Here is a 25,943-nt window from a genome sequence, read left to right as displayed (position 1 = left end):
GGTGGGGTTGGCGGGGTGAGTGGCATGTCTTCTGGGGAGTCTGGGGAGCCGCCCGCTTTCAAGGGGACGGCGCTGTGTGTGGTGTGCGAGGTGTACGACGACTCGGGGACGTTTCCTCAACTGGTGGGCGCGAAGGCGCAGATGGCGGGGATCGCCGGGCGGTTGAAGGAACTGGGGTACGAGGTTCGGGTTGTTGGTGGGGGTGATCCGGATCGGGGGGCGTTCGATCGGGAGGTGCGGGAGTGGAGTGAGGGCTGGCGGGAAGCGGGCGCCAGGAAGCCCGCGCTGATCCTCTGGTCCGGGCACGGTGTCCTTGTCGACGAACAACTCCGGCTTGTTCTCCGGGACTTGGTGCCGGGCAATCACTCCGCAGCCCGTAAGAGGGAGATCCGCAATCGGGGCGTCTCGGTCGAGGAACTGGTTGACCACGCCGTGTCCTCCGACGCGGACCAGATCCTCGTCCTCGTCGACGCCTGCTATTCGGGGGACGGCGCCGGACAGAGCGTGCAGACCGCTCTGGACCACTGGGCGGAAGTTTCCTTGCCGCCCGGTCGTACGAAGTGGCTGGGCTTCATGGCGAGTTGCCAGCGGAACGAGAAGTCTGCGAGCGACGGTCCTCTGTTCCGAGCACTGGCTGAGGTACTGAGGAAAGGGCCAAGGACGGACGAGTATCTGTCCGCGTGGAGCACGCGGAACGAACTCATCACCGGGGTCGAAGTGCTGGCCGCCCTGCCGACGAGGTGGGAGGAAGACAGCCAGCGACCTGTGCGCGTTGCGGCGGGTGACGAGAGCCGTGCCTTTCCCAACCCGCTTGCCGTGCCCGGGGCTCCGCCCGTCCTCGTGGAACACCTGGTGCTCGCGGCGCGCGGGGTCGGGCACCGGGAGGAAGGGTGGTTCTTCACCGGGCGGCGGCGGGTGCTCGGGCAGATCGTCGAGTGGATGGAGACGGGTCAGCCCGGGTTGTTTCTCGTCACGGGACCGGCGGGGTGCGGTAAGTCGGCGGTGCTGGGGCGTATCGCTACGCTCGCGGATGCCGTGCAGCGGGCGGAGGCAGTACGACAGGGGGCGTTGCGGGAGGGCGACCCGGATCCGGGGGAGCGGGATTCCCGGTCCTTCGCGGCCGTGCATCTTCGGGGGTTGAACGCGACACAGGCGGCGGCCGAGTTGGCGGGGCGGCTGGGGCTGCGGGAGCCGCGGAACGCGGACGCGTTTCGGGCCGAGCTGCGCGAGTTGGAGGCGCTTCCAGTGATCGTGCTGGACGGTCTTGACGAGGTGCCTGCGGAGCACACGCAGGGGATGATCGAGGAGCTCGTCTTCCCGCTGAGTCGGATGGTCCCGGTACTTGTCGGTTCACGGGAGCGGTCCTTCCGCGGCCAGCTCGCGGACGGGGAGACCTTGCCGACTGCCCTGGCCCGGCATGTCGGGACGGGGGCCAGCGCGGTGGATCTCGGCAACGAGCCCGACACGCGGGAGGACATCGCCGGGTACGTGAAGAGGCGATTCGACGCTGCCGATGTCGCCGGGGAAGCGGTCGCGGGAGCTGTGGCGGGCCGGGCGACCGCAGAGGGGGGCGGTTTCCTCTTCGCTCGGCTGGTGACCGGCTTCCTCATCGCGGAGATCCGGGACAGGGGCGCCGGAGAGGCCATCGACGGCGACGACCTGGTGGCGCGCCTGCCGGACTCCGTCGAGGCCGCGTTCGAGGAGGATCTGCGGTCCGGACCGACCCGGGTACGCGACGACGGCGCCGAACTTCCCTCTGCGGCACGCGACTTGCTCACGGCCCTGGCCTGGGCCGCGGGGCGGGGTATGCCTGCCGGTGGGGTGTGGGAGGCGGTGGCCTCGGCGTTGGGGGGCTGCGGCGAGGGCACGGGCTATGACGAGAGCGACGTGGACTGGGTGCTGTCCTCCTACGGACGCTACGTCGTCGAGGACAGCGAGGGGTCCCAGGCCGTGTACCGGCTGTATCACCGGGAGTTCGTGTCGTATTTGCGGGGGCGCGAAGGGCCTGAGGGGACGGCTGCCGGGGAGGTGGTGCTGGGGACGATCGTCGGTCTGCTCAGGCAGCAGGCGGTGGTCGGGGATTGGGGGGCTGTCGATCCGTACGTGCGGGAATGGCTGGCCACGCATGCGCTGTGGGCGGAGGCTCCCGGGCCGGGGATCGACGTTCTGCGTGAGCTTGTCGTGTGGGACAGGGGCAGTGCCCTGCCTCATCTCGCGGAGGCGCTGCACGACTCCGCGGTCGCACTGTCGAAGAGCGGGAACCGAGCGGCTGCCCTGGAGCTTTCGCAGGAGGCCGCCGAGACCTACCGATCTCTCACCGACGGCGGCTCCTCCGTCCATCTCCCGGGCCTCGCCAGCGCCCTCAGCACACTCGCTGTGGCCCTGGCCGGGACCGGAGACCGCGAGGGCGCACTCGCACCCACTCACGAGGCCGTCCGCATCCGACGCGCACTCGCCGAAGCCAACCCCGCCGCCCACCTGCCCGGCCTCGCCAACTCCCTCAACAACCTCGCCAATCATCTGGCCGAGGCAGGGGACCGCGAAGGCGCACTCGAACCCGCCCACGAAGCCGTCCTCTACTACACCCAACTCGCCCAGACCAGCCCCGCTGCCCACCTGCCCGACCTCGCCAACTCCCTCAACACACTCGCCACACGGCTGGCCGGGACCGGAGACCGCCAGGGCGCACTCGAACCCGTCCAGCAAGCCGTCCGTATCCGACGTGCACTCGCCGAGGCCAACCCCGCCACCCATCTACCCAGCCTCGCCTCCTCCCTCAACACACTCGCCAACCGGCTCGCCGACACCGGGGACCATCTGGGCGCGCTCGAACCCGCCCACGAAACCGTCCGCATCCGACGTGCACTCGCGCAGGCCAACCCCGCCGCCTACCTACCCGACCTCGCCTCCTCCCTCAACAACCTCGCCAATCATCTGTCCGGAGCCGGGGACCGCGAAGGCGCGCTGGAACCCGCCCGGGAAGCCGTCCGCCACTGCACCCAACTCGCCCAGGCCAACCCCGCCGCCCACCTGCCCGACCTCGCCAGAACCCTCAACAACCTCGCTGTGTCCCTGGCTGAGACCGGAAACCGCGAAGGCGCACTCGAAGCCACTCACGAGGCCGTCCGTATCCGACGCGCACTCGCCCAAGCCAGCCCCGCCGCTCACCTGCCCAACCTCGCCAACTCCCTCAACACACTCGCCGTCTGGCTCGCCGACACCGGAGACCGCCAAGGCGCGCTGGAAGCCGTCCAAGAAGCCGTCCGCTACTTCGCCCGACTCGCCCAGACCAGCCCCGCCACCTACCTGCCCAACCTGGCCAATTCCCTCAACACACTCGCCATCCAGCTCGCCGAGACAGGGAACAGCCAAGCCGCACTCGCACCCGCCCACGAAGCCGTCCGCATCCGACGCACCCTCGCCCAGACCAGCCCCGCCGCCCATCTGCCCGACCTCGCCCGGGCCCTCAACAACCTCGCCATCCGGCTCGCCGACACCGGGGACCACGAAAGCGCACTCGCACCCGCCCACGAAGCCGTCCGCCACTACACCCAACTCACCCAGGCCAACCCCGCCGCCCACCTACCCGACCTCGCCAACTCGCTCAACACACTCGCCGTCCGGCTCGCCGGGACCGGGGACCACGAAGGCGCACTCAAAGCCGTCCAGGAAGCCGTCCGCATCCGACGCACCCTCGCCCAGGCCAACCCCACCGCCCACCTGCCCGACTTCGCCAACTCCCTCGACAACCTCGCCGTCCGGCTCGCCGACACCGGGGACCACGAAAGCGCACTCGCACCCGCCCACGAAGCCGTCCGCCACTACACCCAACTCACCCAAGCCGACCCCACCACCCACCTGCCCGACCTCGCCCACACCCTCAACAACCTCGCCATCCGGCTCGCCGACACCGGGGACCACGAAAGCGCACTCGCACCCGCCCACGAAGCCGTCCGCCACTACACCCAACTCACCCAAGCCGACCCCACCACCCACCTGCACAAGCTCGTCATCTCCCTCAACAACCTCGCTGACCGACTCGCAGCCACAGACAACGCGTCCGTAGCCCTCCAGTGCTACACAGAGGCAGCAGCCGACCTCGCCGAAGAACACCCCGCTGCCCAACGGGCGATCGAGTGCCAGCGCGAGTCCTTCATACTCAGGCGATCCGGCAGGACACCTGAAGCAGCCCTGCGAGGGCTGATCCGACTGCTCGTCGTCGAACCGACCGAGCATCCCGACCACACCAGCCTCCGCATCCGTACAACGCTTCGGTCGTTCGCACACAGGACCCCACACAACCGCAACCTCTTGGAACAGGTCTGGCACCAGGAGACAGGAACCCCGGCGCCACCATGGTTGTCGCTCTCCAGAGAGACGCTGGAGGTGGTCGAAGCATGGATGGCCACCCGCACTTGGGCAGAAAGCCAGGAGTTCTGGTCTGCCCACATCGATGTCCTCGCTTCGGAAGACGCCTCAACGGCCCTGGCGGAGTTCACACTTGTCACCTCCGTCGCCGACCAGCACCGAGCCGTCCTGAGCTCGATCCGCTCCAAAGGAGCAGCAGGTGTCTACAAGGACCTGATCCTCCGAGACCGGCTCACAGCCTGGATAAACACCAAACGCTGGGACGACTCCAAACGCGTCTTGCAGGAAAACAGCGAACTCTTCCTTGACGAGTCCGCCGAACAGACCCTCATGGCCACCGATCCCCTGACCTCCGACGCCGCTCTGCACGCAGCCATCCTCTGTATCGCCCGTAACCACGGCATCGACACGGCCTTCAAGTGCGTCGAGGATCGCAGCACCCTCCAGCAACACGTACTCAAGGCGATCCATGAAGGCAACGCCGATGCCCTCTGGTACGCCGCAGCAATCGAACTCACGGTCTTCAACGACGAACCGTCATACGAAACCCATACCCGGGCCGCCCGTCTCCTCTCCGGCACCCCCGAAGCCGTCAATGCCCTCGCCCCCGACGAACTGACCGCCGCCGCAGCCGCAGCGGACCCCGAAACCCGCAACCGCCTCGTCTCCGAGCTGGCCACCCTCAGCGCCCTCCACGGCCAGCAACACTCGACGCACTGGCTACGCCTCATCCAGGCACTGACCCAGCCGCGACCCTCATAGCGCAGGCCGGCGGTGAATCCGCAGCTAGTTGTCCCAGTTCTCCGGCAGTCGCGCACCCCGACTCACCGCGATCCGCAACGCATCCCCCAGCGCCTCGGCAAGCCGTACCCCGGTGAACCTCAACTCCCGCTCCCCCACGCCCTCCCCGGCCAGCAACGGCTTCGCCTGCCGAGCACGAACTCCGCCGAGTCGAGAAGTTCCGTCTCCAACTCGTCCGCCAGGCACGACAGTCGACTGTTCGGGTCGGAGGTGCTCAGGTAGCACGCTCCGCCCTCGGGTGTGGTCCACGGCAGCAGCCGTAGGCGGGTACCTCTTCCGTCGCGCATCATCACGCGACTCCCTTCGCTTACCGTTTGTGCACAAATCGTCACCGAGTGGCACGCATCCTCAACAGGGAGCCCGTGTCCCAGCGTTGAGATCGGGACGCCAACCGGAACCACCACAGACACGAAACGAAGGGTGCGATCGATGACCTTCAAGCCACAGCAGCTGACCCCGTACCACTCAGCCCGCCACTACTTCGGCGCCGAGCAGCGCCGCCACCGCGAGGCCGCGCGACTGTCCCTCGTACAGCTGGCGGAGATCCTCAACTCCAGCAAGAGCACGCTGGCCCGCGTCGAGACAGCCGAACTGATGCCGCCACCCGACCTGCCCGCCCAACTCGACGCGGCCTTCGGCACGGACAAGCACTTCCACGGGCTGTACGAACTGGCGAAACGCGAGGCGCATCCGGACCAGTACCGCCGGTTCATGGACTTTGAGGCGCAGGCGGAGGTCATCGAGACCTACGATCCGCAGGTCGTCTCAGGGCTGTTGCAGACCAGGGAGTACGCCAACGCCCAGCTCAGCCTCCAGGAGGAGCTGGCCCGCGAGCAAACCGAAGAACTCGTCAACGCCCGAATGTCCCGCCAGGATCGCCTCCGCTCAGCCCAGCCCCCGCTGCGGTGGTCGATCATCGACGAGGCAGTCCTCCGGCGGCCGTTCGGCGGCGCGGCGTGCATGCACAAGCAACTGGCCCAGCTGCTCGAACAGGTGGATACTCCGGACAGTAAGGTCCAGGTGATGCCCTTCAGTGCCGGTCCGTACTACCTGATGGGCGGCTCACTGCATCTGCTGGCTCTTCCCAACGGCTCCACCCTGGCCTATGAAGAGGGCATCGAGGTCGGCCACCTCTACGAGGACCGGGACTCGGCGGAGCTGATCCAACAGGCCATGGAGGACTACAAGTCATGCGACACACCCCCGAGCTGAGTTCCACCCGCTGGCGCCGGAGCAGCTACAGCAACGCCAATGGGGGGCCTGCGTCGAGATCACCGAGGACCTCCCCGGCGTCGTCCCCGTCCGCGACAGCAAGAACCCCCAAGGTCCCGTACTCGTCGTCCCAGCCGCGATCTGGGACACCTTCGTCAACTCCCTGAAGGCGTAGGACAGAACGGCGTAAGACAGAACAAGGAAAGCGGCCGGGTCGCATACGCGACCCGGCCGTCCTTCTCCCCCCCTCACCCCTCCCCCCTTACCCCCCTGCGTGGTGAGCGGGGTCGAGGCTGAAGACGGTGCCGTCCGGGGTGCTCACGATCAGCGCGCCGCCGTACGGCAGTACCTGGGACTTGATCACGTCGCCGCTCGCGAGCTGCTCGGCGTGTGCGCCCGTCTCCCACAGCAGCGTGCCCTTGCGGGTGTCGAGGGCGGCGACCCGGCCACTGGTACTGGACAGGTAGAGGGTGCGGGTGCGGGCGTCGTACGTGGGCTGCCCCGAGCCCTCGACGCCGGTCCGGGTCTGCCACAGCTGTTTGCCGGTCAGCGGGGACACGGCGGTCACCTGGCCGTTGGCCTGGGCTGTCCACAGGGTGTCGGCGGCCAGCCGCACCGAGCCGTCATAGGTCTTCGTCAGCTTCGTCGTGGTGGCGGCGCCGGTGTCCGGGTCGAGCAGCCAGATCTCGCCGAACGTCAGCTCCTCGGGGCGCGCCGGGCCGATGTCGCCCCCGACCACGAAGGCCAGCCGGCCGTCGACGGTCCCGAGCAGACCGCTCGTGTACGGGGTCTTCAGCCGCTGGAGCACCGATCCGTCGGCCTTGTCCAGCTCCAGGAGCACGGCGTCCTGGGTCTCGTCGTCCGGGAAGCAGTGCGCATACAGGCGGGAGCCGGCCGTCGTGAACTGGCAGTAGTCGCCGGAGGGCAGCTGCGTGGTCCAGCGGTCGGCGCCGGTGCGCGGGGAACGGGCCGTCACCAGCCGGCCGCTGGTGTCGGGGGTCAGGACGAGGTCGCCGGACACGATCTGGTCGACGGTCGCGTTGCTCCGCTCGCGGGCCCACAGCTGCTCGCCGCTCTCGGTGTCGAGGGCGACGATGCTGGCCTTCGCGCCCCCGGTGTCGTCGTAGACGGAGTGCTGGACGAGCATCGCGTCGTCCAGCACCCCGAGGAGTTCGAAGACGTTCCGCCCCGTGTCCGCGCCCTCGGCGGAGGACGCGAGCGCGGAGCGCCAGACGGTGTCGCCGGTACGGCCGTCCAGCCGGACCGGGAGGACGTTGTTGCCCGCGCAGTAGACCGCGTCCTCGTACCGCCGGCAGGTGGCGTCGCCCGGGTCACCGCTGTCCATCGCCAGCGCGTTGACCTCGCCCCGCGCCGCCGTCTCGAACATCGTCCTCTGCCAGGGCTGCCATCCGGTGGGCACCACCGCCCAGCGGGAACCCGCGGCCGGGGCGGTGCTCGCCGCCGGGGAGTCGGCGGCGAAACCCGGCCCGAACCCGATGTACCACGCCGTCCCCAGGGCCAGCACGCTCATCGTGCAGACCGTCGCCAGCACCGTGCGGACCCTGTGGCCTCTGCGGCCCCCTGCGCGCCTGGCCCCTGTGGCCCGTGTGGGCGCCGCCGGGTCGGCACCACCGGCGTGGGTCTCCTCGACGGTCCGCAGCACGTCCCGGCGGAGCGTCATGGTGCCCGGATCGGCGGGGTCGGGTTCGGGCAGGGCCGCCTCGAACTCCTGGGCCAGTGCGTCGAGTCCGGGCCGGTCGGCGGCCTCCTTGGTCAGGCAGCGCTCCAGGACCGCGCGCAACGGCTGCGCCACGCCGCCCAGTTCGGGCGCATGGTGGACGACCCGGAAGGCGGTCAGGTAGGGGCTGTCGGCGTCGAAGGGGCCGCGTCCGGTGGCCGAGAACACCAGGAGCGCCCCGAGGGAGAAGACGTCCGAGGCGGGTCCGACCTTGCGGGCGTCGGTGAACTGCTCCGGTGACATGAAGGGCGGGGTGCCGATCATCTGGCCGGTCTCGGTCAGGGTCTGGTGGTTCTCCGCCGCGCGGGAGATGCCGAAGTCGATGACACGGGGGCCGTCCTCGGCCAGCAGGACGTTCGCCGGCTTCAGGTCCCGGTGCACGACCCCGGCCCGGTGGATGTCCCGCAGCGCCTCCACCATGCCGAGGGCCAGCTGCCGCAGTTCCGCCGGACGCAGGGCGCCGCCCTCGCGGATACGGTCGGCGAGGGAGCGTCCGGGCACGTACTGGGTCGCCATCCAGGGCCGTACCGCCTCGGGATCGGCGTCCACGACCGGTGCGGTGAAGGCGCCGCTCACCTTGCGGACGGCCTCGATCTCCTGCCGGAACCGGGCGCGGAAGACCTTGTCCTCAGCGTACTGGGCGTGCACCACCTTCACGGCGACCTCACGCCCGGAGCGCGACCTGCCCCGGTAGACGATGCCCATGCCGCCGGAGCCGAGCCGATCGACCAGTTTGTACCCGCCGACCGATTTCGGGTCCTCCTTGTGCAGCGGCACGCCCGATTCCCCTTCCCATGTACGGCAGTTCGAGCCCACACAATACGGAACCCGATCACGCCGACGGCCGGGTACCGAACCTCGGGGGTTCGACACCCGGCCGCTGTGGGGTCGGACGGTCACACGCCCGCGGGCTCCGCCTCCTGCACCGGCGTGCCCGTCGTGCCGGTCTTCTTCGCCGCCTTCTTCTTCGCCCGCCGTTCCTTCCGCAGCTCCACCATCGCGTAGAGCGTCGGAACGAGCAGCAGGGTCAGGGCGGTTGACGTGATCAGACCGCCGATGACGACCACCGCGAGCGGCTGGGCGATGAAGCCGCCCTCGCCCGTCACGCCCAGTGCCATCGGGAGGAGGGCGAAGATGGTCGCCAGGGCCGTCATCAGGATCGGGCGGAGACGGTGCCGGCCGCCTTCGACCACGGCTTCGACGACTCCGTAGCCCTGGCCTCGGTACTGGTTGATCAGGTCGATCAGCACGATCGCGTTCGTCACCACGATGCCGATCAGCATCAGCATGCCGATCATCGCCGGGACGCCCATCGGGGTGCCCGTGATCACCAGCAGGCCGATCGCGCCCGTCGCCGCGAACGGGATCGACACCAGCAGGATCAGCGGCTGGATCAGCGAGCGGAACGTCGCCACCAGGAGCATGAAGACGATCGCGATCGCCGCCAGCATCGCCAGCGCCAGGTTCTTGAACGCGTCGTCCTGGTCCGACGTCACCCCGCCGATCTCCGCCGTCGCGCCCTCCGGGAGCTTCAGCGCGTCCAGCTTGGTCGTGAGGTCCGCGCTGACCGCGCCCGTGTTGTCGCCGGTCGGGCGGGCCGAGATCGTGGCGGCCCGCTGGCCGTCGATCCGGGTCATCGACACGGGGCCGTCGACCAGCTGGACGTCCGCGATGTCGCCGAGCTTCACCGCGCCCAGCTGGAGGGCCTTCAGCTCGGCCAGGGTGCCTGCCGGCTTCGCCGACCTGATGACGACGTCGCGCTCGGTGTCGTCCAGGGTCGCCTTGGCGGCCGTCGTGCCCCTGACCGCCTCGGCGACCGCCGCGCCCAGCGTCTGCTGGTTGTAACCGGCCGCCGCCGCCTTGGAGTTGGCCCGCACCGAGATACGCGGCACGCTCTGCGCCAGGTTGCTGGTGACGTCGGTGACGTCGTCCAGGCCGGCCACCGTGTCGCGGACCTCGTCCGCCGCCTCGCGCAGGACGTCCGCGTCCGCCGCCTTCACGACGACGCTCAGATCCTGGCTGCCGAAGCCGTCACCGGCCGCGATGGTGGTCGTACCGATACCGGAGAGCTTGCCCAGGCCCTCCTCGATCCGGTCCTGGACGTCGTCCGCCGACGCGGAGTCCTCCAGCATGATCTGGTACGAGGCCTGGTTGGTGTCCGTGCCGCCGCCGAAGGCCGCCAGGAAGCCGGACGAGCCGATCGTCACCTGGTAGTCCTTGACGCCCTTCACGTCCGCGAGCAGCTGCTCGACCTTCTGCGCCTGGACGTCCGTCGCCGCCAGGCTCGTACCCGGCTTCAACTCCTGCTTGACGGTGAGGACTTCCTGCTCGCCCTGGTCGAAGAAGTTCGTCTTCAGGAGCGGGGCCATGCCGAAGGTGCCGATCAGGACGACCGCCGCGATCGCCACGCTCATCAGCCGGCGCCGGGTCGCGAACCGCAGGACAGGCACGTACACGCGCTGGAGCCTGCTCTTCGCCTCCTTCTCCTCGGCCAGCCTGCGGGCCTCGTCCGCGTCGTCCGGGGTGTCCTTCGGGGCTCGCAGGAACCAGTAGGAGAGGACGGGTACGACCGTCAGGGAGACCAGGAGCGACGCCAGCAGGGCCGCCGTCACCGTCAGGCTGAACGAGCCGAACAGCTGGCCGACCATGCCGCCGACGAGGCCGATCGGCAGGAACACCGCGACCGTCGTGAGCGTCGAGGACGTCACCGCGCCCGCGACTTCCCTGACCGCCTTGAGGATGGCCTCCTGGCGCTCCTCGCCGTAGCCGAGGTGGCGTTTGATGTTCTCCAGGACCACGATCGAGTCGTCGACGACCCGGCCGATCGCGATCGTCAGCGCGCCCAGCGTCAGCATGTTCAGGGACAGGTCCCTGGTCCACAGGACGATCAGCGCCAGGACCACCGACAGCGGGATCGAGACCGCCGTGACGAGGGTCGAGCGCACCGAGGCCAGGAAGACCAGGATGACGATGATCGCGAAGAGCAGGCCGAGGCCGCCCTCCGTCGTCAGGCCCTTGATGGACTTCGCCACCGCCGGGCCCTGGTCGCTGACCACCGTGATCGTGGCCCCGGTCCCCAAGTCCTTGCGCATGTCGGCGAGTTTGTCCTCGACCGCGTCCGAGATCGCGACCGCGCTGCCGTCGTTGTCCATGGTGACGCTGACCGCGAGGCTCGGCTTGCCGTCCGTACGCGTGATCGAGTCGGCCTTCGCCGACTCCTGCTTGACGGCCGCGACGTCGGCGAGGCGCACCGGCTTGGCCTGAGAGCCGGGCGCGCCCGTCACCATCAGGTCCTCGATCTGCTCCACCGAGGTGAAGCCGCCGCCGACCTGGACCGTGCGGTTGTTGCCGTCCTCGTCGAAGGAGCCCGCCGGGACGGTCGCGCCGCCCGCCTGGAGCGCCTGGGCGAGGGCCGCTGAGGTGAGACCGGCCGCCGTCAGCTTCCTGTCGTCCGGGGTGACGGTGACCTGGAGGTCCCGTACGCCGTCGACCGTGACCTGGCCGACGCCGTCGATCGCCCGCAGGTCGGGGACCACCGTGCGGTCGAGCCGGTCGGCGAGGGCCTGCTGATCCTGGTCGGAGGTGACGGCGAGGACGACCGTCGGGATGTCGTCTGTCGAACCGGCGACGACCTGCGGGTCCACGTCGTCCGGGAGCAGCACGCGGGCCCGGTTGACGGCCTGCTGGACGTCGGCGACCAGCTGCTTGGTGTCGTTGCCGAAGTCGAAGGACGCCGTGATCAGCGCGTTGCCCTCGCTGGCCGTGGAGGTGACGCCGGTGATGCCGTCGACGCCTTCGAGGTTGTCCTCGATGGGCTCGACGACCTGCTTCTCCACCACGTCGGGGGACGCACCCTGGTACGGCGCCAGGACGGACACCACCGGGAGTTCGATGGTGGGCAGCAGCTGTTGCTTGAGCTGCGGTATCGCTATCGCCCCGAAGACGATCGCGACGATCGACATCAGCCCTATCAGGGCCCGTTGCGCGAGGCTGAACCTGGACAGCCAGGACATGGGTGAGCGTCTCTCTTCTGTGGCCTGAGCGGAGGAAGGGCGCACGCGTGACACCTACACGCGTCACACATATGAGCGCCTGCCCCTACACCCTGAGCCATAGGACACCCCTGTTTCGTAGCCCCCAGGTCCCGTTTCCTTACCCGGTCCCTACTCCGGCCGCAGTACGCCCTTCGAATCTCACTCCACCCTTGGACGTACCAGCCCGGACTCGTAGGCGATGACGACGAGTTGGGCCCGGTCCCGGGCGCCCAGCTTGGCCATGGCCCGGTTGACGTGCGTCTTCACCGTCAGCGGGCTGACTTCCAGCCGCTCCGCTATCTCGTCGTTGGAGTGCCCGCCGGCCACCTGCACCAGCACCTCGCGCTCCCGTCCGGTCAGCGCGCCCAGCCGCTCGGCCCGGGCCGGATCACGGCCGTCGTCCAGGACGTCGCCCTGCGCGAGGAACTGGGCGATCAGCCCCTTGGTGGCGGCCGGCGACAGCAGCGCCTCGCCGCCGAAGGCGACCCGGATGGCGTTGAGCAGTTCGTCGGGCTCGGCCCCCTTGCCGAGAAACCCGGACGCGCCCGCGCGCAGCGACTGCACCACGTACTCGTCGACCTCGAACGTCGTCAGCATCACCACCCGCACATGGGCGAGCCCCGGGTCCGCGCTGATCAGCCGGGTCGCGGCCAGTCCGTCGGTGCCGGGCATCCGGATGTCCATCAGCACGACGTCGGCCCGCTGCTCCCGCGCCAGCCGCACCGCCTCCGCCCCGTCGGACGCCTCCCCGACCACCTCCATGTCGGACTCCGAGTCCACGAGCACCCGGAAGGCACTGCGCAGCAGGGCCTGGTCGTCGGCGAGCAGGACACGGATGGTCATGGGCGGTCCTCACGAATCGTCATACATCGAAATACATCGTCATGCGCGTCTCATACCGGGGTGGCGGCGCTGTCCGCGGCTCGCGGGCGGCTCTTCACCGGCAGGATCGCATGCACCCGGAAGCCGCCTCCGTATCGGGGACCGGCGGTGCAGTCGCCGCCGACCGCGGTGACCCGCTCCCGCATCCCGAGCAGCCCGTGCCCGCCGCCCTCCTCCGGCCCGTCGTCCTGCCCGGGCCCGTTGTCGAGCACGGTGATCTCGATGTTCGGACCCACGCGTACGACGCTGACCTCGGCCTTCGCCTCCGTCCCCGCGTGCTTCTGTACGTTCGTCAGGGCTTCCTGGATCACCCGGTAGGCGGCCAGGTCGATGGCCGCGGGAAGGGTGGTGCCCTGGTCGGCGCGGGCGACCTCGACCTGGAGACCGGCGTTGTGGAAGGTGCCGACCAGCTCGGCGAGCCGGTGCAGACCGGGGGCCGGTTCGGTGGGCGCCTCCGGGTCCCCGGACTGACGCAGCAGCCCGACCGTCGCCCGCAGCTCGTTCAGCGCGGAGCGGCTGGCCTCCCGTACGTGGGCGAGGGCCTCCTTGGCCTGGTCGGGGCGCTTGTCCATGACGTGTGCGGCGACTCCGGCCTGGACGTTGACGAGGGCGATGTGATGGGCGACCACGTCGTGCAGATCACGGGCGATTCGCAGCCGCTCCTCGGCCACCCGGCGGCGGGCCTCCTCCTCACGGGTGCGTTCGGCTCGCTCGGCGCGCTCCCTTATGGCGTCCACGAAGGCCCTACGGCTGCGTACGGCGTCCCCGGCGGTCGCGGCCATGCCGGTCCAGGCGAAGATGCCGAGGTTTTCCTGCGCGTACCAGGGCAGGGGGCCGGCCAGCATCGCGGAGCCGGTGAGGACGGTCATCGTGAGGAGGCCGACGCGCCAGGTGGTGGGGCGGTCGGTGGTCGACGCGACGGTGTAGAGGGCGATCACGGCGGACATCGCGACGGGGGCGCGGGGGTCGGCGGTGACGGACTCGACGACGGAGGCGGTGCCGGTGAACGCGAGCACCTTCATGGGGGCGCGGCGGCGGAGGACCAGGGCCGCGGCGCCGAGGACCATGAGGACCAGGCTGAGGGCGTCGGGATTACGGGCGGTCCAGCCGCCGCCGTGCTTTCCGTGCGGGTCTACGAACGAGGCGGCCAGCATGCAGGCGAGGACCGCCGCGGCGAGGGCCACGTCCAGCACGAGGGGGTGCGCCCTGAGGTGACGCCGGGCACGCTGGAGGGGGGTCACGTCTGTCAAGGTAGCTCACCTGGGCGTTGGGCTGAACGGGGCTGAACGGAACCTCAGCCCGGGATCAAGCCGTCGTCGCCCAGCAGTTCCCGGACCTCCTCCAGCGTCGCGTCCGGCGACGGGAGGATGAGGTCCGACGGGTCCAGGGCGTCGTCCGGCAGGGGCTCGCCGAGATCGCGGACCTTGTCCAGCAGGAGGTGGAGGGTGCGGCGGAAGCCGGGGCCGTCGCCGATCTCCATCTCCGCCAGGAGTACGTCGTCGAGCTTGTTCAGTTCGGTGAGGTGGCTGTCCGCCAGCCTCACCTGCCCCTCCCCCATGATCCGTACGATCATGTCGCCCTCCTCAGGCGTGGGCCACTGCTAGATGCCGCTGTGGGTTACTGCTTGTCGAAGCGCGGAGTGTCCTTCGGCTGCTGCTGGGACTGCTGCTGGCCCGCACCGCCCTCGATGGCCTGCTGCCCCGACGACGATCCGCCGGCCAGCTCGGCCTTCATGCGCTGCAGCTCCAGCTCTACATCCGTACCACCGGAGAGCCGGTCCAGCTCGGCCTGGAGGTCGTCCTTGGCCATGCCCGTGGGGTCGTTCAGGGCGCCGGAGGCGAGCAACTCGTCGATCGCACCCGCCCGCGCCTGGAGCTGGGCCGTCTTGTCCTCGGCGCGCTGGATCGCAAGGCCCACATCGCCCATCTCCTCGGAGATGCCGGTGAACGCCTCGCCGATCCGGGTCTGGGCCTGGGCGGCGGTGTACGTCGCCTTGATCGTCTCCTTCTTGGTGCGGAAGGCGTCGACCTTGGCCTGGAGGCGCTGCGACGCGAGGGTGAGCTTCTCCTCCTCGCCCTGGAGCGTCTGGTGCTGCGTCTCCAGATCGGTCACCTGCTGCTGGAGGGCGGCGCGGCGTGAGAGCGCCTCGCGGGCCAGGTCCTCACGGCCCAGCGCGAGCGCCTTGCGGCCCTGGTCCTCCAGCGTGGAGGACTGCTTGTTCAGCTGGGCGAGCTGCAGCTCCAGACGCTTGCGGCTGGTCGCCACGTCGGCGACTCCGCGGCGCACCTTCTGGAGCAGTTCCAGCTGCTTCTGGTACGAGTAATCGAGGGTTTCGCGCGGGTCCTCGGCCCGGTCAAGGGCCTTGTTCGCCTTCGCGCGGAAGATCATCCCCATACGCTTCATGACACCGCTCATGGGCTTCGCGCGCCCCCTTCTGACGGACTCCAGCTCCAGCATCTGCAACAGGACCAACAGTACGGGCCCTGACTCCATTACCGCACTGTTCCGGGCCCGATGCGCTCATCCCCAAGGACGACTGCGATCCGTCCCGCTCCGGCGTAGGGAGTAGGTGGCCCCCTACTGTCTGTCTCCTAGAGACGACCGGCGTTGCCGGATCGTTCCCCACTCGGCTGGGGTCCATGCCCCGATACCCCTTACCCTTGGGTTTTGTGTTCCGTAGCCGCGCCAAGGAAGAGAAGGCACCCGCCGACAAGGCGGCCGTGACCGACTCCAAGCAGACCCGTGACCCGCAGGCCCCGAAGGGCAGGCCCACTCCCAAGCGGAGCGAGGCCCAGACCCAGCGCCGCAGCGTGGCCAATACGCCGAAGACGCGCAAGGAGGGGGCCAAGCGACAGCGCGAGGAGCGCCGTGCCGCGATGGACCGCCAGCGCCAGGCCCTCGCCAACGGGGACGAGCGCTATCTCCCCGCCCGCGACAAGGGCCCGGTGCGCCGTTTCGCGCGCGACTTCGTGGACTCGCGCTTCTGTGTCGCCGAGTTCTTCCTGCCGATGGCCGTGGTCATCCTCGTCCTGAGCATGGTGCGGGTCGGCGCGCTGCAGAGCATCGCGCTGCTGATGTGGCTCTTCGTGATCGTGCTGATCATCGTCGACTCGGTCTTCATCGCGCTCCGGCTGAAGAAGCAGCTGGCGGCGCGCCATCCGAACGAGCGGACGAAGGGCGCGGTCGCCTACGCGCTGATGCGCTCCCTCCAGATGCGTCGCCTCCGGCTGCCGAAGCCGCAGGTCAAGCGCGGAGAGCGGCCCTGAGCACTACGTCATTCTCCGGGGGCGCGGCGGATGCCTGGCTGCACAAGCTGGGCGGGCTGCGGAATGTCGTACGGCAGGAACTGGTGGCCCGGCAGCTCGACGAGCAGATAGCCGGGCGGTTCCCGGTCGGGCAGCGGCTGCGGGTGCTGGACGTCGGTATGGGCCAGGGCACGCAGGCACTGCGGCTGGCCCGGGCCGGTCATCAGGTCACCGGTGTCGAGAAGGACCCGAAGATGCTCGGCGCGGCCCGTGCGGCCCTCGCCGCCGAGCCGGAGGGCATCCGTGACCGCGTCCGGCTCCTCGAGAGCGACGGCCGCGACACCGGGGTGCACTTTCTGCCGGGCAGTTTCGACGTGGTGTTGTGCCATGGCGTACTGATGTACGTCGAACTGCCGGACGCCCTGCTGGCGGGGCTGGCGCGGATGCTGGCGCCGGGCGGCCTGCTGTCGTTGCTGGTGCGCAACGGGGATGCGCTGGCCATGCGGGCGGGGCTTGCCGGGGACTGGGCAGGCGCGCTGGGCGCCTTCGACACGGACTCCTACACGAACCGGCTCGGGCTCGATGTGCGTGCCGACCGGTTGTCCACGCTGACTGGGACGCTCGCGGGGATCGGGGCGCCGTTGCATGCGTGGTACGGGGTGCGGGTGTTCACGGACACGGCGGATGACGACGCGGAGATTCCTGGCGAGGCCGAGGTTGAGGCGTTGCTGGCCGTGGAGGAGCGGGCTGGGCGGACGGATCCTTACCGGCAGGTGGCTGCGTTGCTGCACCTGTGTGGGGTTCGGGGTTGAGAGAGGTAGTTCGTTGGCCGCGGGCCGGTGGGGGCTTGTCGCGCAGTTCCCCGCGCCCCTAAAAGCGCCCCTGGAGGGGCGCCCTTCGGGGCGCCCCTCCAGGTACCGCTACGCGTCCTGGGCGTCGTGCAGGCTCATCGGGCCGTAGATCTCCGTGGTGTCCTCGAACAGGCGTACCTGGTCCGTGCCGCCTGCGAGAAGGTCCTTCCAGTACTCACCGATCCAGGACTCGGCGTCCCCCTGCGTCGTGAACTCCTCGGGCTCCACCGCGGGCTGGACCTCCGCCCCGTCGGTCTTCTCGAACCGCCACGTCCATGCCGCCATGTACGCCTCCAAGATGTGAACCACTGCAGACCAGGAGCCTGATCTTGATCCGGCTCCTGGTCCGAGAGCCTATCCGGACGCGCAAGACCTGCGGGGACAGGCGAAAATCAGGTTCGTGGAACTCACTCTGCTCGGCACCGGTGCCCCCGCGGGACTCCCCCGCCCCGACTGTGCGTGCGCGGCCTGTACCGGCGCGCTCGGCGTGCACGCGCGGGCGGCCACCGCGCTGCTCGTGGACGGCACACTGCTGCTCGACCTCACCCCCGGCGCCGTGCTCGCCGCCGCGCGCGCGGGGCACTCGCTGGGCGGCGTACGGCAGGTGCTGTTGTCGCATCCGCACGACGGGCCCGCCGTCGAGGTGCCGGCGGGGCTGCCGCAGCCCGGACGGGTGCCGGACGGGCGGGAGTTGGCGCTGCTGACCGGGCACCGGGTGCGCGCGGTCCCGATGGACGCGCCCGGTACGGGGTACGCGGTGACCGGTCCGGACGGGCAGCGGCTGCTGTACCTGCCGCCGGGCGCGGCGCCGGCCGGGCTGGACGAGAACGGTCCCGCGTACGACATGGTCCTCGCGGATGTCGTGGGGCGGCCGGACGCGCTGGCCCGGCTGCGGGCGGTGGGGGCGCTGGGCCCGGCCACGGACGTCATCGCCGTCCATCTGGACCATGACGTGCCGCCGGGTGCGGAACTGCGGCGCAGGCTCGCGGCGGCGGGTGCGCGGGCGGTGGCGGACGGTACGACGTTGACGGTCGGGGTGTACGAGGACGTACCGGACGTGCCTCGGCGGACGCTGGTGCTGGGGGGTGCGCGGTCCGGGAAGTCGGTGGAGGCGGAGCGGCGGTTGGAAGCCTTCCCGGACGTGCTGTACGTGGCCACGGGTGGGACGCGGAACGGGGACGGGGAGTGGGCGGCGCGGGTGCACGCGCACCGGGAACGGCGGCCGGGGTCATGGCGTACCGCCGAGACCTGTGACCTCGTACCGCTGCTGGAGGACGAGGGCTCGCCGTTGCTCATCGACTGTCTGTCGCTGTGGCTGACGGATGCGATGGATCGGGTGGGGGCGTGGGACGACGCGGAGTGGGCGGGGGGCGGGGAGAAGGAACTGCGGCGGCGGGTACGGGAGTTGACGGCGGCGGTCCGTTCGACGCGGCGGACTGTTGTCGCCGTGTCGAACGAGGTGGGGTCGGGGATCGTCCCGGCGACGGCATCCGGGCGCCGGTACCGGGACGAGCTGGGGCGCCTGAACTCGGCGTTCGGGGCCGAGTGCGAGCACGTGCTGCTGGTGGTGGCAGGGCAGGCGGTCGCGCTTCGGGGGTGAGAGGGCGCCCGGGGCTGGTGCCGGGGGGTGGGTCGCGCAGCCCGGCGCTAACGGGGCGCCGCTCTCGGTGGGACGGGAGCCGCCCCAGGCGACACGCATGCCCGCAGCAAGGCGACCAGGCCCGCCCCTCCAGGGGCGCGAGGAACTGCGCGCTCAACCCCCACCCGCCCGCAGCCAAACGGATCGGGACGGGCGGGGTCTTTAGGGGCGCGAGGAACTGCGCGACCAGCCCCCACCGGCCCGCGGCTACCCCTCCCGCCTCGCGATGATCCGGTACGTGTTCGCCAAACGCGCCCTCCGCAGCAGAGCACGCGGCTCCCGGTGATCCGCCGCGATGATCGTGCACCGCTGGGACTCCAGTTCCGTCACCAGGTTGGCCAGCGGCATCAGGTGGAGATGGCGGGGCTGGGCGTACCAGGGCCACCACCTGCCCAGCAGCGTGCCGAACGCCCCGTGCGGATCCGGGACCTCGATCAGGAGGTGGCCGCCGGGGCGCAGAGCCCTCAGAGCCGCGCGGAGTTCCTCGCGGGGATCCGGGGTGTGCTCCAGGTGATGGAACATGCTGACGACGTCGTAACGGGCGTGCAGGCTGTTGACGATCCGCTCATCCGTGAGGCGGCCCCGGTGGGCCTCCTCGATGTGGCCCGAGGCCCGGGCCTTCTGGACACGGCGCGTGGTGTCCACGCCGTCGAACGCCGTGTACGGGAAGTAGCGCTTCGCCGCCGCCGGGAACGCACCCTCCCCCGTCCCCACGTCCAGCCAGCTCTCCGGTTCCGGGAAGCGGAGCATCGCCCGGGCCGCCGCGCGGTGCCGGCGGGGCGCGACCAGGTGGGGGGCCTCGGGCAGGTCCTGGTGGTAGAAGGCGAGGCCCTCCGCGGTGAGGCGGGGGTTCTGGAAGGCGTGCGCGCAGTCCCGGCACTCGTCGACGACGAACGTGCCCGGCCCACGCCATCCCCGCCACCCCCGCTGCCCTCGCTGTCGGGGGTCCGGCGTACGCAGGCGGGTGCGCAGGCTCTTGGAGCCGCACCACGGGCAGTCCTCCCGGCGCGGCTCGTGGAACCCGTCGGTCGTCCCGGTCTCCTGTGGGGCGGTCGCCCTGGGGTTGGGGGCGGGGGGCATGGGCGGCTCCTGCCAACGGAGGTGCTCCGACATTGCGTATCAAAACGTTACGTAGGGGATCGTGATCCCGGGTGCAATGACATGGCTTCCACGTGGCGGCGCCCTGTTCGATCGCTGCCGGTACTGTTCGGCGAATGAGCTCGCTTAATCTCGACGACTTCACCGATCTGATCGAGCGTCCCGACGGCGGTGTGCGCCGCGACGCGGAGGCGCGCCGGGAGCGTCAGATCGTGCCGCCCGGGTCACTCGGGCGCCTCGACGACCTGGGTGAGTGGCTGGCGGCGGCGCAGTCCTCCGTACCGGTGCGGCCGGTCGAACGGCCGCGTGTCGTGCTGTTCGCGGGGGATCACGGGATCGCCGGGCTGGGTGTGTCGGCGCGGCCCGCCGGCAGTGCCGACCAGTCCGTGCGGGCCGTGCTGGACGGCTCCAGCCCGGTCGCCGTGCTCGCGCGGCGGCTCGGCGTCCCGGTGCGTGTCGTCGACATGGCGCTGGACTGCGAGCCGGACGCGCTGCCCGACGGGGTCGCCGGGCACCGGGCGCGGCGCGGCAGCGGGCGGATCGACGTCGAGGACGCGCTGACCCTGGAGGAGGCGGAGGCCGCCTTCCTCGCTGGGGTCGCCGTGGCCGACGAGGAGGCCGACTCCGGTACGGATCTGGTGGTGCTCGGCGATGTGAGCGTCGGCGGGACCACGCCCGCTTCCGTGCTGGTTGCCGCGTTGTGCGGGACCGACGCGTCCGTCGTCACCGGGCGGGGCGGGCTGCCGATCGACGACCTGGCATGGATGCGCAAGTGCGCCGCGATCCGTGACGCGCTGCGACGGGCCAGGCCGGTGCTCGGGGACCAGTTGCAGCTCCTGGCGACGGTGGGCGGCGCCGACCTCGCCGCGATGACCGGGTTCCTGCTGCAGAGCGCGGTGCGCAAGATGCCGGTGATCCTGGACGGCGTGGTGTCGGCCGCCTGTGCGCTGGTCGGGCAGCGGATCGCGTTCCGGGCGCCGGACTGGTGGCTCGCCGGGCACAACAGCGGGGAGCCGGCCCAGGCGAAGGCCCTGGACCGGATGGCCCTGGAGCCGTTGCTCGACCACGGGGTGACCGTGGGCGAGGGCGCGGGCGCGCTGCTGGCCCTGCCGCTGGTGCAGGCCGCGGCGGCCCTGGCGGCGGAGCTGCCCGAGGTACCCCAGGCGCCCGAGAAGCCCGAGACGGAGGACGTGAAGGAGACGGAGACGGAGGCCCTCTGAACGGAGGGATATATGGGGCATATCACACAACATGCCCCATATGATCGCTCTCCATGGGAGATGCCCGGCTCACGCCGAACGTTCAACGACGTGCCAGTGCCCGTGCCCGTGCCAGTACCACCGCCTCACGGCGAGCCGCCGCGTTCGCCGTCTGGTACCTGCGGGTCGTCACCTTCGTCAATCTCCTCAGCGCGGTGTGGGTCTCCTTCGGGAACGACGTACGGCGGCACAACGAGGAGAACTTCTTTCACGCCTTACCTGCTGACCGCCGGCTTCGCCTCCGGGGTGTTCACGATGTTCCTCGCGATCACCATGCGGCGCCGCAAACGGGCCGCCTGGATCCTGAACATCGTGATCGGCTCGCTGTTCCTGCTGCTGTTCGCGCTCGCCATGTTCTTCGCGGAGATCCGGGAGCACGCGCAGAACTGGATCTCGCTCGTCCTCACCGCCGCCTTCGTCGCCGCGCTCGTCGTGGGAAAGCGGGAGTTCTACGCCAAGGGCGACCGGTCCAACGCGCGGCTCGCCGCCGCCGTCGCGGTCGGCGGGCTGCTCGCCTCCTCGCTCCTCGCCGCGCTCCTCGTCACCGTCGCCAACCAGGCGGACGACAGCCACCGTTCGACGTTCCTGGAGCGCTGGAACTACGGCACGATGCGGCTGATCTCCGTCGCCGCCGACGACTCGGGCTTCGCGGGGATCTCCACGCCCAACTGGGTCGACGTCGTCATCAACATCATCAGTACGCTGCTGATCCTCGCCGTCCTCTACGCCGCCTTCCGCTCCCGTCGTGCCGTCGACCCGCTCACCGAGGACGACGAGACCCGGCTGCGCGCCCTCCTCGACCGCAACGGCGACCGCGACTCCCTCGGCTACTTCGCCCTGCGCCGCGAGAAGAGCGTCATCTGGTCCCCCACCGGCAAGGCCGCCGTCGCCTACCGCGTCGTCGGCGGGGTCTCGCTGGCCGCCGGTGATCCGATCGGCGACCCGGAGGCCTGGCCCGGCGCCATCGACCCGTGGCTCGCCGAGGCCCGTGTCCACGGCTGGATCCCGGCCGTGATGGGGGCGGGCGAGGAGGCCGGGACGGTGTACGCGCGGCACGGTCTCGACGCCCTCGAACTCGGCGACGAGGCCATCGTGGAGACCGCCGAGTTCACGCTGGAGGGGCGGGCCATGCGGACCGTCCGGCAGGCCTGCAACCGGGTCAAGCGGGCCGGGTACACCGTGCGCATCCGCCGCCACGCGGACATCCCGGCCGAGGAGATGACGTACCTCCTCCAGCGCGCCGACGACTGGCGGGACGGCGCCACCGAGCGCGGGTTCAGCATGGCGCTGGGGCGGCTCGGCGACCCGGACGACGGGCAGTGCGTGATGCTCGAATGTGCAGACAGCCGCGCGGGGGAAGGTGCGGGCGAGTTGAGGGCCGTGCTCTCCTTCGTTCCCTGGGGTCCCAACGGCCTGTCGCTCGACCTCATGCGGCGCGACCGGGACTCCGACAACGGGCTGATGGAGTTCATGGTGATCGAGCTTCTCCAGCGGGCCCAGGAGATCGGGATCACTCAGGTGTCGCTCAACTTCGCCATGTTCCGTTCCGTCTTCGAACGTGGCGGGCGCATCGGCGCGGGGCCGGTGCTGAGGCTGTGGCGGTCGCTGCTCAGCTTCTTCTCCCTCTGGTGGCAGATCGAGTCGCTGTACCGCGCCAACGCGAAGTACCGGCCCATCTGGGAACCCCGGTTCCTGCTCTTCGAGAAGAGCGCGGACCTGCCGCGCATCGGCATCGCCGCCGCCCGCGCGGAGGGCTTCCTGGAGGCACCGGGACTGCCGAAGTGGCTGCACCGCAGACACCTGGAGTCGAAGAGATGAGCACGCAGACATCGAGCACGGCCTGATGGGTATGGTCGTCCGCCGGGCCCGCGCCGAATGGGGGCCGCTGTACGTCGCCGTACGCGGGCCCCTGCTCCGGCGGCGGTGGCGGGCGGTGACGGCACGGACACCGGCCCGTCGGCGGCCGTGGTGGGCCTCGCCGCGTTCCTGGGTGGGCGCTACCGAACACTTGCCCAGTGCTCCATCCTTCAGGGTGGAGGTGAAGGGCATCCTGAGGCCGACGGCCCGGAGAGCTGCAGCACCACTGCTAGCGTCGCCTTGTCCGACAACGCAGTTGGCGGACCTACCGCCGGACTGGCGGGACGTCAAGCCTGTGGAGACCTTGTCAGACCACCCCCGGGTGGCAGGGGCCGATGAAGCAGGAACCCGAGGGAGCACCGCCTAGCGGTGCTGACCGCAATCGCCTGCGTTCACGCAGGCGAGGAAGTCAACGGGCGTACGTGACCGCCGGTGCGGTGATCGTCGCGATGGTGGTGGAGGTGGTCCTCAAGGACAACCTCGCGGGCAAGGAGCATCTGGCGGCCATCGTGGCCGTACTCGTCCGGTGCGGGGTCTCGGCGCTGCGTCACCGGCGTACGGCGGGAGCGGGGGCCGGGTCGGGCTTGCCGCCGATCAGGTCCTGAATGCGGCGCCGGGGGCCGGCCCAGCGGCGGTCGTGGCGGTAGGCGCGCAGGGTGGAGCGGGAACGGGCGCGCGGGCGGCGGACGTAGAAGCGCTTCGCCCAGGGCGAGCCGGGGCGGGCCAGCCGGATGGCGCCGATGATCGCGACGAAGGGGACGATCACCCCGAAGATCGCCGTGCGGGCCTTGCCCTTGCTCAGGGCGAGGAGGGCGAAGAGGAAGTTGACGCCGACGCTGAGGATGGCTCCGGCCCGGTTCTGGATGTCCTCGTCGCTGAGTCCGTTCACCCCGAACGGCACGAACCCCAGGAGGACCAGGCCGACCAGTGCCGCCGTCAGCACCACCACCTCGACACTCTGCCGGCCGGCCTCGCTCCAGTAGACGTCGTCGAGGTGCAGGATCAGCGCGAACTCGTCCAGCACCAGGCCCGCGCCCATCCCGAACAGCACCGCGCACAGGCTCGCGCCGAAGCCGCGCTGTCCGCTGGCCACGGCCCCGAATCCGCCCACGACGGTCAGTACGACCCCGGGCACGACGTGATGGATGTGCATCCCGCCCGCCTTCACGTTGCCGAACGGGCCCTTGCCCGCGCGGATCATCCGGGTGACGACCCGGGTGATCACAAACGTCAGGACGAACGCGGCGAGCGCCAGGAGCAGCGGCAGCTTGCCCGGCTCGATGATGTTCCGCTCCAGCCAATGACCCATGCGCGCACTTTATCCGCTTATACGCCGTTACCGATCACTTCGACCGCTTGTTCGCCGCCCGCCCTGGGCAGTTCTCACCCCTGCGGGTACTCTGCGCCGGTGTCCACGCCCCCGCCGCCCACCGAGCCGCCCAGGCCGTCCGAGCCCCCTTCCGACTCCCCGCCCTCCGATCCCCTTGACGGGCTCCGGTTCGCCTTCGGCACGCTGACCGTGCTGCCGGTGAAGGTGACCCGCTGGGACCGGGACGCGGCGCGCGGCGGCATGCTGTGCGCGCCGGTGGCCGGTCTGGTCGTCGGTGCGTGTGCCGCTCTGGTCGGCCTGCTGCTCCTGTTCCTGGGCGCGGGTGCGCTGCTCGCCGCCGTCGCCACGGCCGCCGTGCCCGCCGTACTCACCCGGGGGCTCCATCTCGACGGTCTCGCCGACACCGCCGACGGGCTGGGCAGCGGCAAGCCCGCCGAGGACGCGCTGCGCATCATGAGGCAGTCGGACATCGGCCCGTTCGGGGTGGTCGCCCTCCTGCTCATGCTGCTGGCCCAGGTGGCCGCGCTCGCACAGCTGTACGGCGACTCATGGGCCCGGGGTGCGCTCGCCGCCGTCGTCTCGGCGACCGCCGCCCGGCTGGCCCTCACCCTGGCGGCCCGCACCGGCGTACCGGCCGCGCGGCCCGAGGGGCTGGGGGCGGCGGTCGCGGGAACGGTCCCCGTGCGCTCGGCGCTGCTGGTGACGGCCCTCGTCACGGCCCTGGCGGCCGGCTACGGGGCGTTCTTCGGACCGTTCGACATCGTCCGTACGGCCTTCGCGGTCATCGTGGCCTGCGCCGCCGCCGAACTCCTCCTCCAGCGCTGCACGCGCCGCTTCGGCGGGGTCACCGGCGATGTCTTCGGCGGCCTCGCGGAGACAGCGGCGACGACGGCACTGGTCGTGCTGTCGCTGGGCTGAACCCACCCCGTCCACCCGGTCCACCCGGTGTCCGCTCAGCCCACGGGCACGGTCACGGTGTGGGGCAGGGTTCCCCAGGGGTGATCCCCGGTGCCGGGTACCGCGCAGTGCAGGGCGGCGCCCCGGGTCCTCGCCTCCGCTGCGGGATCGGCGTCCGGCGGGACGCCGTACACGAGGTGGCACAGGCTCGTTCCGGGGGCGCGCCAGGGCTGGGGGCGCTGGGTGCGGTACGTGTCCCAGGTGCCCTCGAAGGTCACCAGGACGTCGGCGATCCTGGCGTACGAGGGGTGTGGCGGGGTGCCGTGGTTCAGGGCGAGGGTGCGGCAGCCGGCGCCCCAGGCCGCCGAGGCCAGACGCCGGTAGTGGTCGAGCCCGTCGGGGCCTGTGGTGACCTGGTCGAGGAAGACGCCGTCGGCGCCGTACCAGTCGTGGTGGCGGACCAGGTCGCGGACGACGGCGGTGACCGGTCGGCGGGCGTAGGCGGTGTCGGCGTATCCGAGGACCCGGACGTCGGCCGCGCGGAGGCGGGCGGCGATCTCGGCGAACGCCGGGTCGGGGTGATCGCCGGGGCCGTTGGCCGGGTTCAGGACCACCCCGTACAGGCGGGGCGCGGCGGCGAGGATCGCCTCCCATTCGGCGGGGCGGACGGAGGGGTGCTCGTAGTACGGGACGAGGAGGCGGCTGTTCGGGCTCATGTGAGGGGCTTTCGTT

General features: G+C 70.6%; 18 protein-coding genes and 3 pseudogenes. 10 read left to right on the top strand and 11 right to left on the bottom strand.

Annotation, left to right across the window (positions count from 1 at the left end):
- Window positions 1-24 precede the first annotated feature (24 nt).
- Entirely contained in the window at window positions 25-5,130 is a 5,106-nt protein-coding gene (locus tag ACWDR4_RS15105) for a tetratricopeptide repeat protein (protein ID WP_450408530.1), read from the top strand.
- 24 nt (window positions 5,131-5,154) lie between these two features.
- Here the strand turns inward: ACWDR4_RS15105 and ACWDR4_RS15100 are convergent, their stop codons facing one another.
- A complete protein-coding gene (locus ACWDR4_RS15100; RefSeq protein ID WP_450408527.1) occupies window positions 5,155-5,286 on the bottom strand; it encodes a hypothetical protein in 132 nt (43 codons plus the stop codon).
- Between the two features lie 312 nt (window positions 5,287-5,598).
- Here ACWDR4_RS15100 and ACWDR4_RS15095 point away from each other — a divergent pair, with 312 nt between their 5' ends.
- Both ACWDR4_RS15095 and ACWDR4_RS15090 read left to right on the top strand, forming a co-directional pair.
- On the top strand, window positions 5,599-6,381 hold the full coding sequence (locus ACWDR4_RS15095; RefSeq protein ID WP_450408525.1) for a helix-turn-helix domain-containing protein: 783 nt from the start codon (window positions 5,599-5,601) through the stop codon (window positions 6,379-6,381).
- Window positions 6,360-6,556: pseudogene (locus tag ACWDR4_RS15090) on the top strand (DUF397 domain-containing protein). The gene ACWDR4_RS15095 and the pseudogene ACWDR4_RS15090 overlap by 22 nt, the downstream one beginning before the upstream one ends.
- An 87-nt stretch (window positions 6,557-6,643) precedes the next feature.
- On the opposite strand, the gene ACWDR4_RS15085 reads toward ACWDR4_RS15090, so the two are convergent.
- From ACWDR4_RS15085 to ACWDR4_RS15060, 6 genes are all read right to left on the bottom strand, one after another.
- On the bottom strand, window positions 6,644-8,896 hold the full coding sequence (locus ACWDR4_RS15085; protein ID WP_450408522.1) for a protein kinase domain-containing protein: 2,253 nt from the start codon (window positions 8,894-8,896) through the stop codon (window positions 6,644-6,646).
- Window positions 8,897-9,015: 119 nt separating this feature from the next.
- Window positions 9,016-12,132 (bottom strand): efflux RND transporter permease subunit, encoded by a 3,117-nt coding sequence (locus ACWDR4_RS15080; RefSeq protein WP_450408519.1) that lies wholly within the window; start codon window positions 12,130-12,132, stop codon window positions 9,016-9,018.
- 180 nt (window positions 12,133-12,312) lie between these two features.
- Complete coding sequence (locus ACWDR4_RS15075) at window positions 12,313-12,996, bottom strand: response regulator (protein WP_389350216.1); 684 nt, start codon at window positions 12,994-12,996, stop codon at window positions 12,313-12,315.
- Window positions 12,997-13,046: 50 nt separating this feature from the next.
- On the bottom strand, window positions 13,047-14,276 hold the full coding sequence (locus ACWDR4_RS15070; protein WP_450408581.1) for a sensor histidine kinase: 1,230 nt from the start codon (window positions 14,274-14,276) through the stop codon (window positions 13,047-13,049).
- Window positions 14,277-14,329: 53 nt separating this feature from the next.
- On the bottom strand, window positions 14,330-14,608 hold the full coding sequence (gene pspAA / locus ACWDR4_RS15065; protein ID WP_450408516.1) for a PspA-associated protein PspAA: 279 nt from the start codon (window positions 14,606-14,608) through the stop codon (window positions 14,330-14,332).
- 44 nt (window positions 14,609-14,652) lie between these two features.
- Window positions 14,653-15,450 (bottom strand): PspA/IM30 family protein, encoded by a 798-nt coding sequence (locus ACWDR4_RS15060; protein WP_450408580.1) that lies wholly within the window; start codon window positions 15,448-15,450, stop codon window positions 14,653-14,655.
- 224 nt (window positions 15,451-15,674) lie between these two features.
- Between ACWDR4_RS15060 and ACWDR4_RS15055 the strand changes: the two genes are divergently transcribed.
- Complete coding sequence (locus ACWDR4_RS15055; protein WP_450408513.1) at window positions 15,675-16,301, top strand: DUF3043 domain-containing protein; 627 nt, start codon at window positions 15,675-15,677, stop codon at window positions 16,299-16,301.
- Window positions 16,302-16,384: 83 nt separating this feature from the next.
- On the top strand, window positions 16,385-17,092 hold the full coding sequence (locus tag ACWDR4_RS15050; protein ID WP_450408510.1) for a class I SAM-dependent methyltransferase: 708 nt from the start codon (window positions 16,385-16,387) through the stop codon (window positions 17,090-17,092).
- A gap of 108 nt (window positions 17,093-17,200) precedes the next feature.
- Here ACWDR4_RS15050 and ACWDR4_RS15045 read toward each other — a convergent pair whose 3' ends face one another.
- On the bottom strand, window positions 17,201-17,416 hold the full coding sequence (locus tag ACWDR4_RS15045; protein ID WP_369036758.1) for a hypothetical protein: 216 nt from the start codon (window positions 17,414-17,416) through the stop codon (window positions 17,201-17,203).
- Window positions 17,417-17,531: 115 nt separating this feature from the next.
- Between ACWDR4_RS15045 and ACWDR4_RS15040 the strand changes: the two genes are divergently transcribed.
- The gene (locus tag ACWDR4_RS15040; RefSeq protein WP_450408508.1) at window positions 17,532-18,731 is read left to right on the top strand and encodes a bifunctional adenosylcobinamide kinase/adenosylcobinamide-phosphate guanylyltransferase; all 1,200 of its coding nucleotides are present in this window, start codon (window positions 17,532-17,534) and stop codon (window positions 18,729-18,731) included.
- A 246-nt stretch (window positions 18,732-18,977) separates the two neighbouring features.
- Here ACWDR4_RS15040 and ACWDR4_RS15035 read toward each other — a convergent pair whose 3' ends face one another.
- Window positions 18,978-19,850 (bottom strand): class I SAM-dependent methyltransferase, encoded by an 873-nt coding sequence (locus ACWDR4_RS15035; protein ID WP_450408505.1) that lies wholly within the window; start codon window positions 19,848-19,850, stop codon window positions 18,978-18,980.
- 134 nt (window positions 19,851-19,984) lie between these two features.
- On the opposite strand from ACWDR4_RS15035, the gene cobT reads away from it, so the two are divergent.
- From cobT to ACWDR4_RS15020, 3 genes and pseudogenes are all read left to right on the top strand, one after another.
- Entirely contained in the window at window positions 19,985-21,088 is a 1,104-nt protein-coding gene (cobT, locus tag ACWDR4_RS15030; RefSeq protein WP_450408502.1) for a nicotinate-nucleotide--dimethylbenzimidazole phosphoribosyltransferase, read from the top strand.
- 53 nt (window positions 21,089-21,141) lie between these two features.
- Window positions 21,142-22,945, top strand: a pseudogene (locus ACWDR4_RS15025) (phosphatidylglycerol lysyltransferase domain-containing protein).
- Window positions 22,946-23,397: 452 nt separating this feature from the next.
- A pseudogene (locus ACWDR4_RS15020) lies at window positions 23,398-23,589 on the top strand (hypothetical protein); the annotation flags it as partial.
- Here ACWDR4_RS15020 and ACWDR4_RS15015 read toward each other — a convergent pair.
- Window positions 23,532-24,293 (bottom strand): hypothetical protein, encoded by a 762-nt coding sequence (locus ACWDR4_RS15015; RefSeq protein ID WP_450408499.1) that lies wholly within the window; start codon window positions 24,291-24,293, stop codon window positions 23,532-23,534. The pseudogene ACWDR4_RS15020 and the gene ACWDR4_RS15015 sit on opposite strands and share 58 nt — an antisense overlap.
- 99 nt (window positions 24,294-24,392) lie before the next feature.
- On the opposite strand from ACWDR4_RS15015, the gene ACWDR4_RS15010 reads away from it, so the two are divergent.
- Entirely contained in the window at window positions 24,393-25,232 is an 840-nt protein-coding gene (locus ACWDR4_RS15010; protein ID WP_450408496.1) for an adenosylcobinamide-GDP ribazoletransferase, read from the top strand.
- A 35-nt stretch (window positions 25,233-25,267) separates the two neighbouring features.
- Here the strand turns inward: ACWDR4_RS15010 and ACWDR4_RS15005 are convergent, their stop codons facing one another.
- A complete protein-coding gene (locus tag ACWDR4_RS15005; RefSeq protein WP_450408494.1) occupies window positions 25,268-25,927 on the bottom strand; it encodes a spherulation-specific family 4 protein in 660 nt (219 codons plus the stop codon).
- Window positions 25,928-25,943: the final 16 nt, after the last annotated feature.

Source organism: Streptomyces sp. NPDC000878 (genome assembly GCF_053599695.1).
This window is presented reverse-complemented; position numbering and strand designations above follow the sequence as displayed.

Coding starts and splice junctions, on each gene's coding strand:
- ACWDR4_RS15060 (WP_450408580.1), bottom strand. CDS start 15,450: ATGAGCGGTGTCATGAAGCGTATGGGGATGATCTTCCGCGCGAAGGCG.
- ACWDR4_RS15015 (WP_450408499.1), bottom strand. CDS start 24,293: ATGGGTCATTGGCTGGAGCGGAACATCATCGAGCCGGGCAAGCTGCCG.
- ACWDR4_RS15005 (WP_450408494.1), bottom strand. CDS start 25,927: ATGAGCCCGAACAGCCGCCTCCTCGTCCCGTACTACGAGCACCCCTCC.
- ACWDR4_RS15080 (WP_450408519.1), bottom strand. CDS start 12,132: ATGTCCTGGCTGTCCAGGTTCAGCCTCGCGCAACGGGCCCTGATAGGG.
- cobT (WP_450408502.1), top strand. CDS start 19,985: ATGAGCTCGCTTAATCTCGACGACTTCACCGATCTGATCGAGCGTCCC.
- ACWDR4_RS15035 (WP_450408505.1), bottom strand. CDS start 19,850: ATGCCCCCCGCCCCCAACCCCAGGGCGACCGCCCCACAGGAGACCGGG.
- ACWDR4_RS15095 (WP_450408525.1), top strand. CDS start 5,599: ATGACCTTCAAGCCACAGCAGCTGACCCCGTACCACTCAGCCCGCCAC.
- ACWDR4_RS15055 (WP_450408513.1), top strand. CDS start 15,675: ATGCCCCGATACCCCTTACCCTTGGGTTTTGTGTTCCGTAGCCGCGCC.
- ACWDR4_RS15075 (WP_389350216.1), bottom strand. CDS start 12,996: ATGACCATCCGTGTCCTGCTCGCCGACGACCAGGCCCTGCTGCGCAGT.
- ACWDR4_RS15045 (WP_369036758.1), bottom strand. CDS start 17,416: ATGGCGGCATGGACGTGGCGGTTCGAGAAGACCGACGGGGCGGAGGTC.
- ACWDR4_RS15105 (WP_450408530.1), top strand. CDS start 25: ATGTCTTCTGGGGAGTCTGGGGAGCCGCCCGCTTTCAAGGGGACGGCG.
- pspAA (WP_450408516.1), bottom strand. CDS start 14,608: ATGATCGTACGGATCATGGGGGAGGGGCAGGTGAGGCTGGCGGACAGC.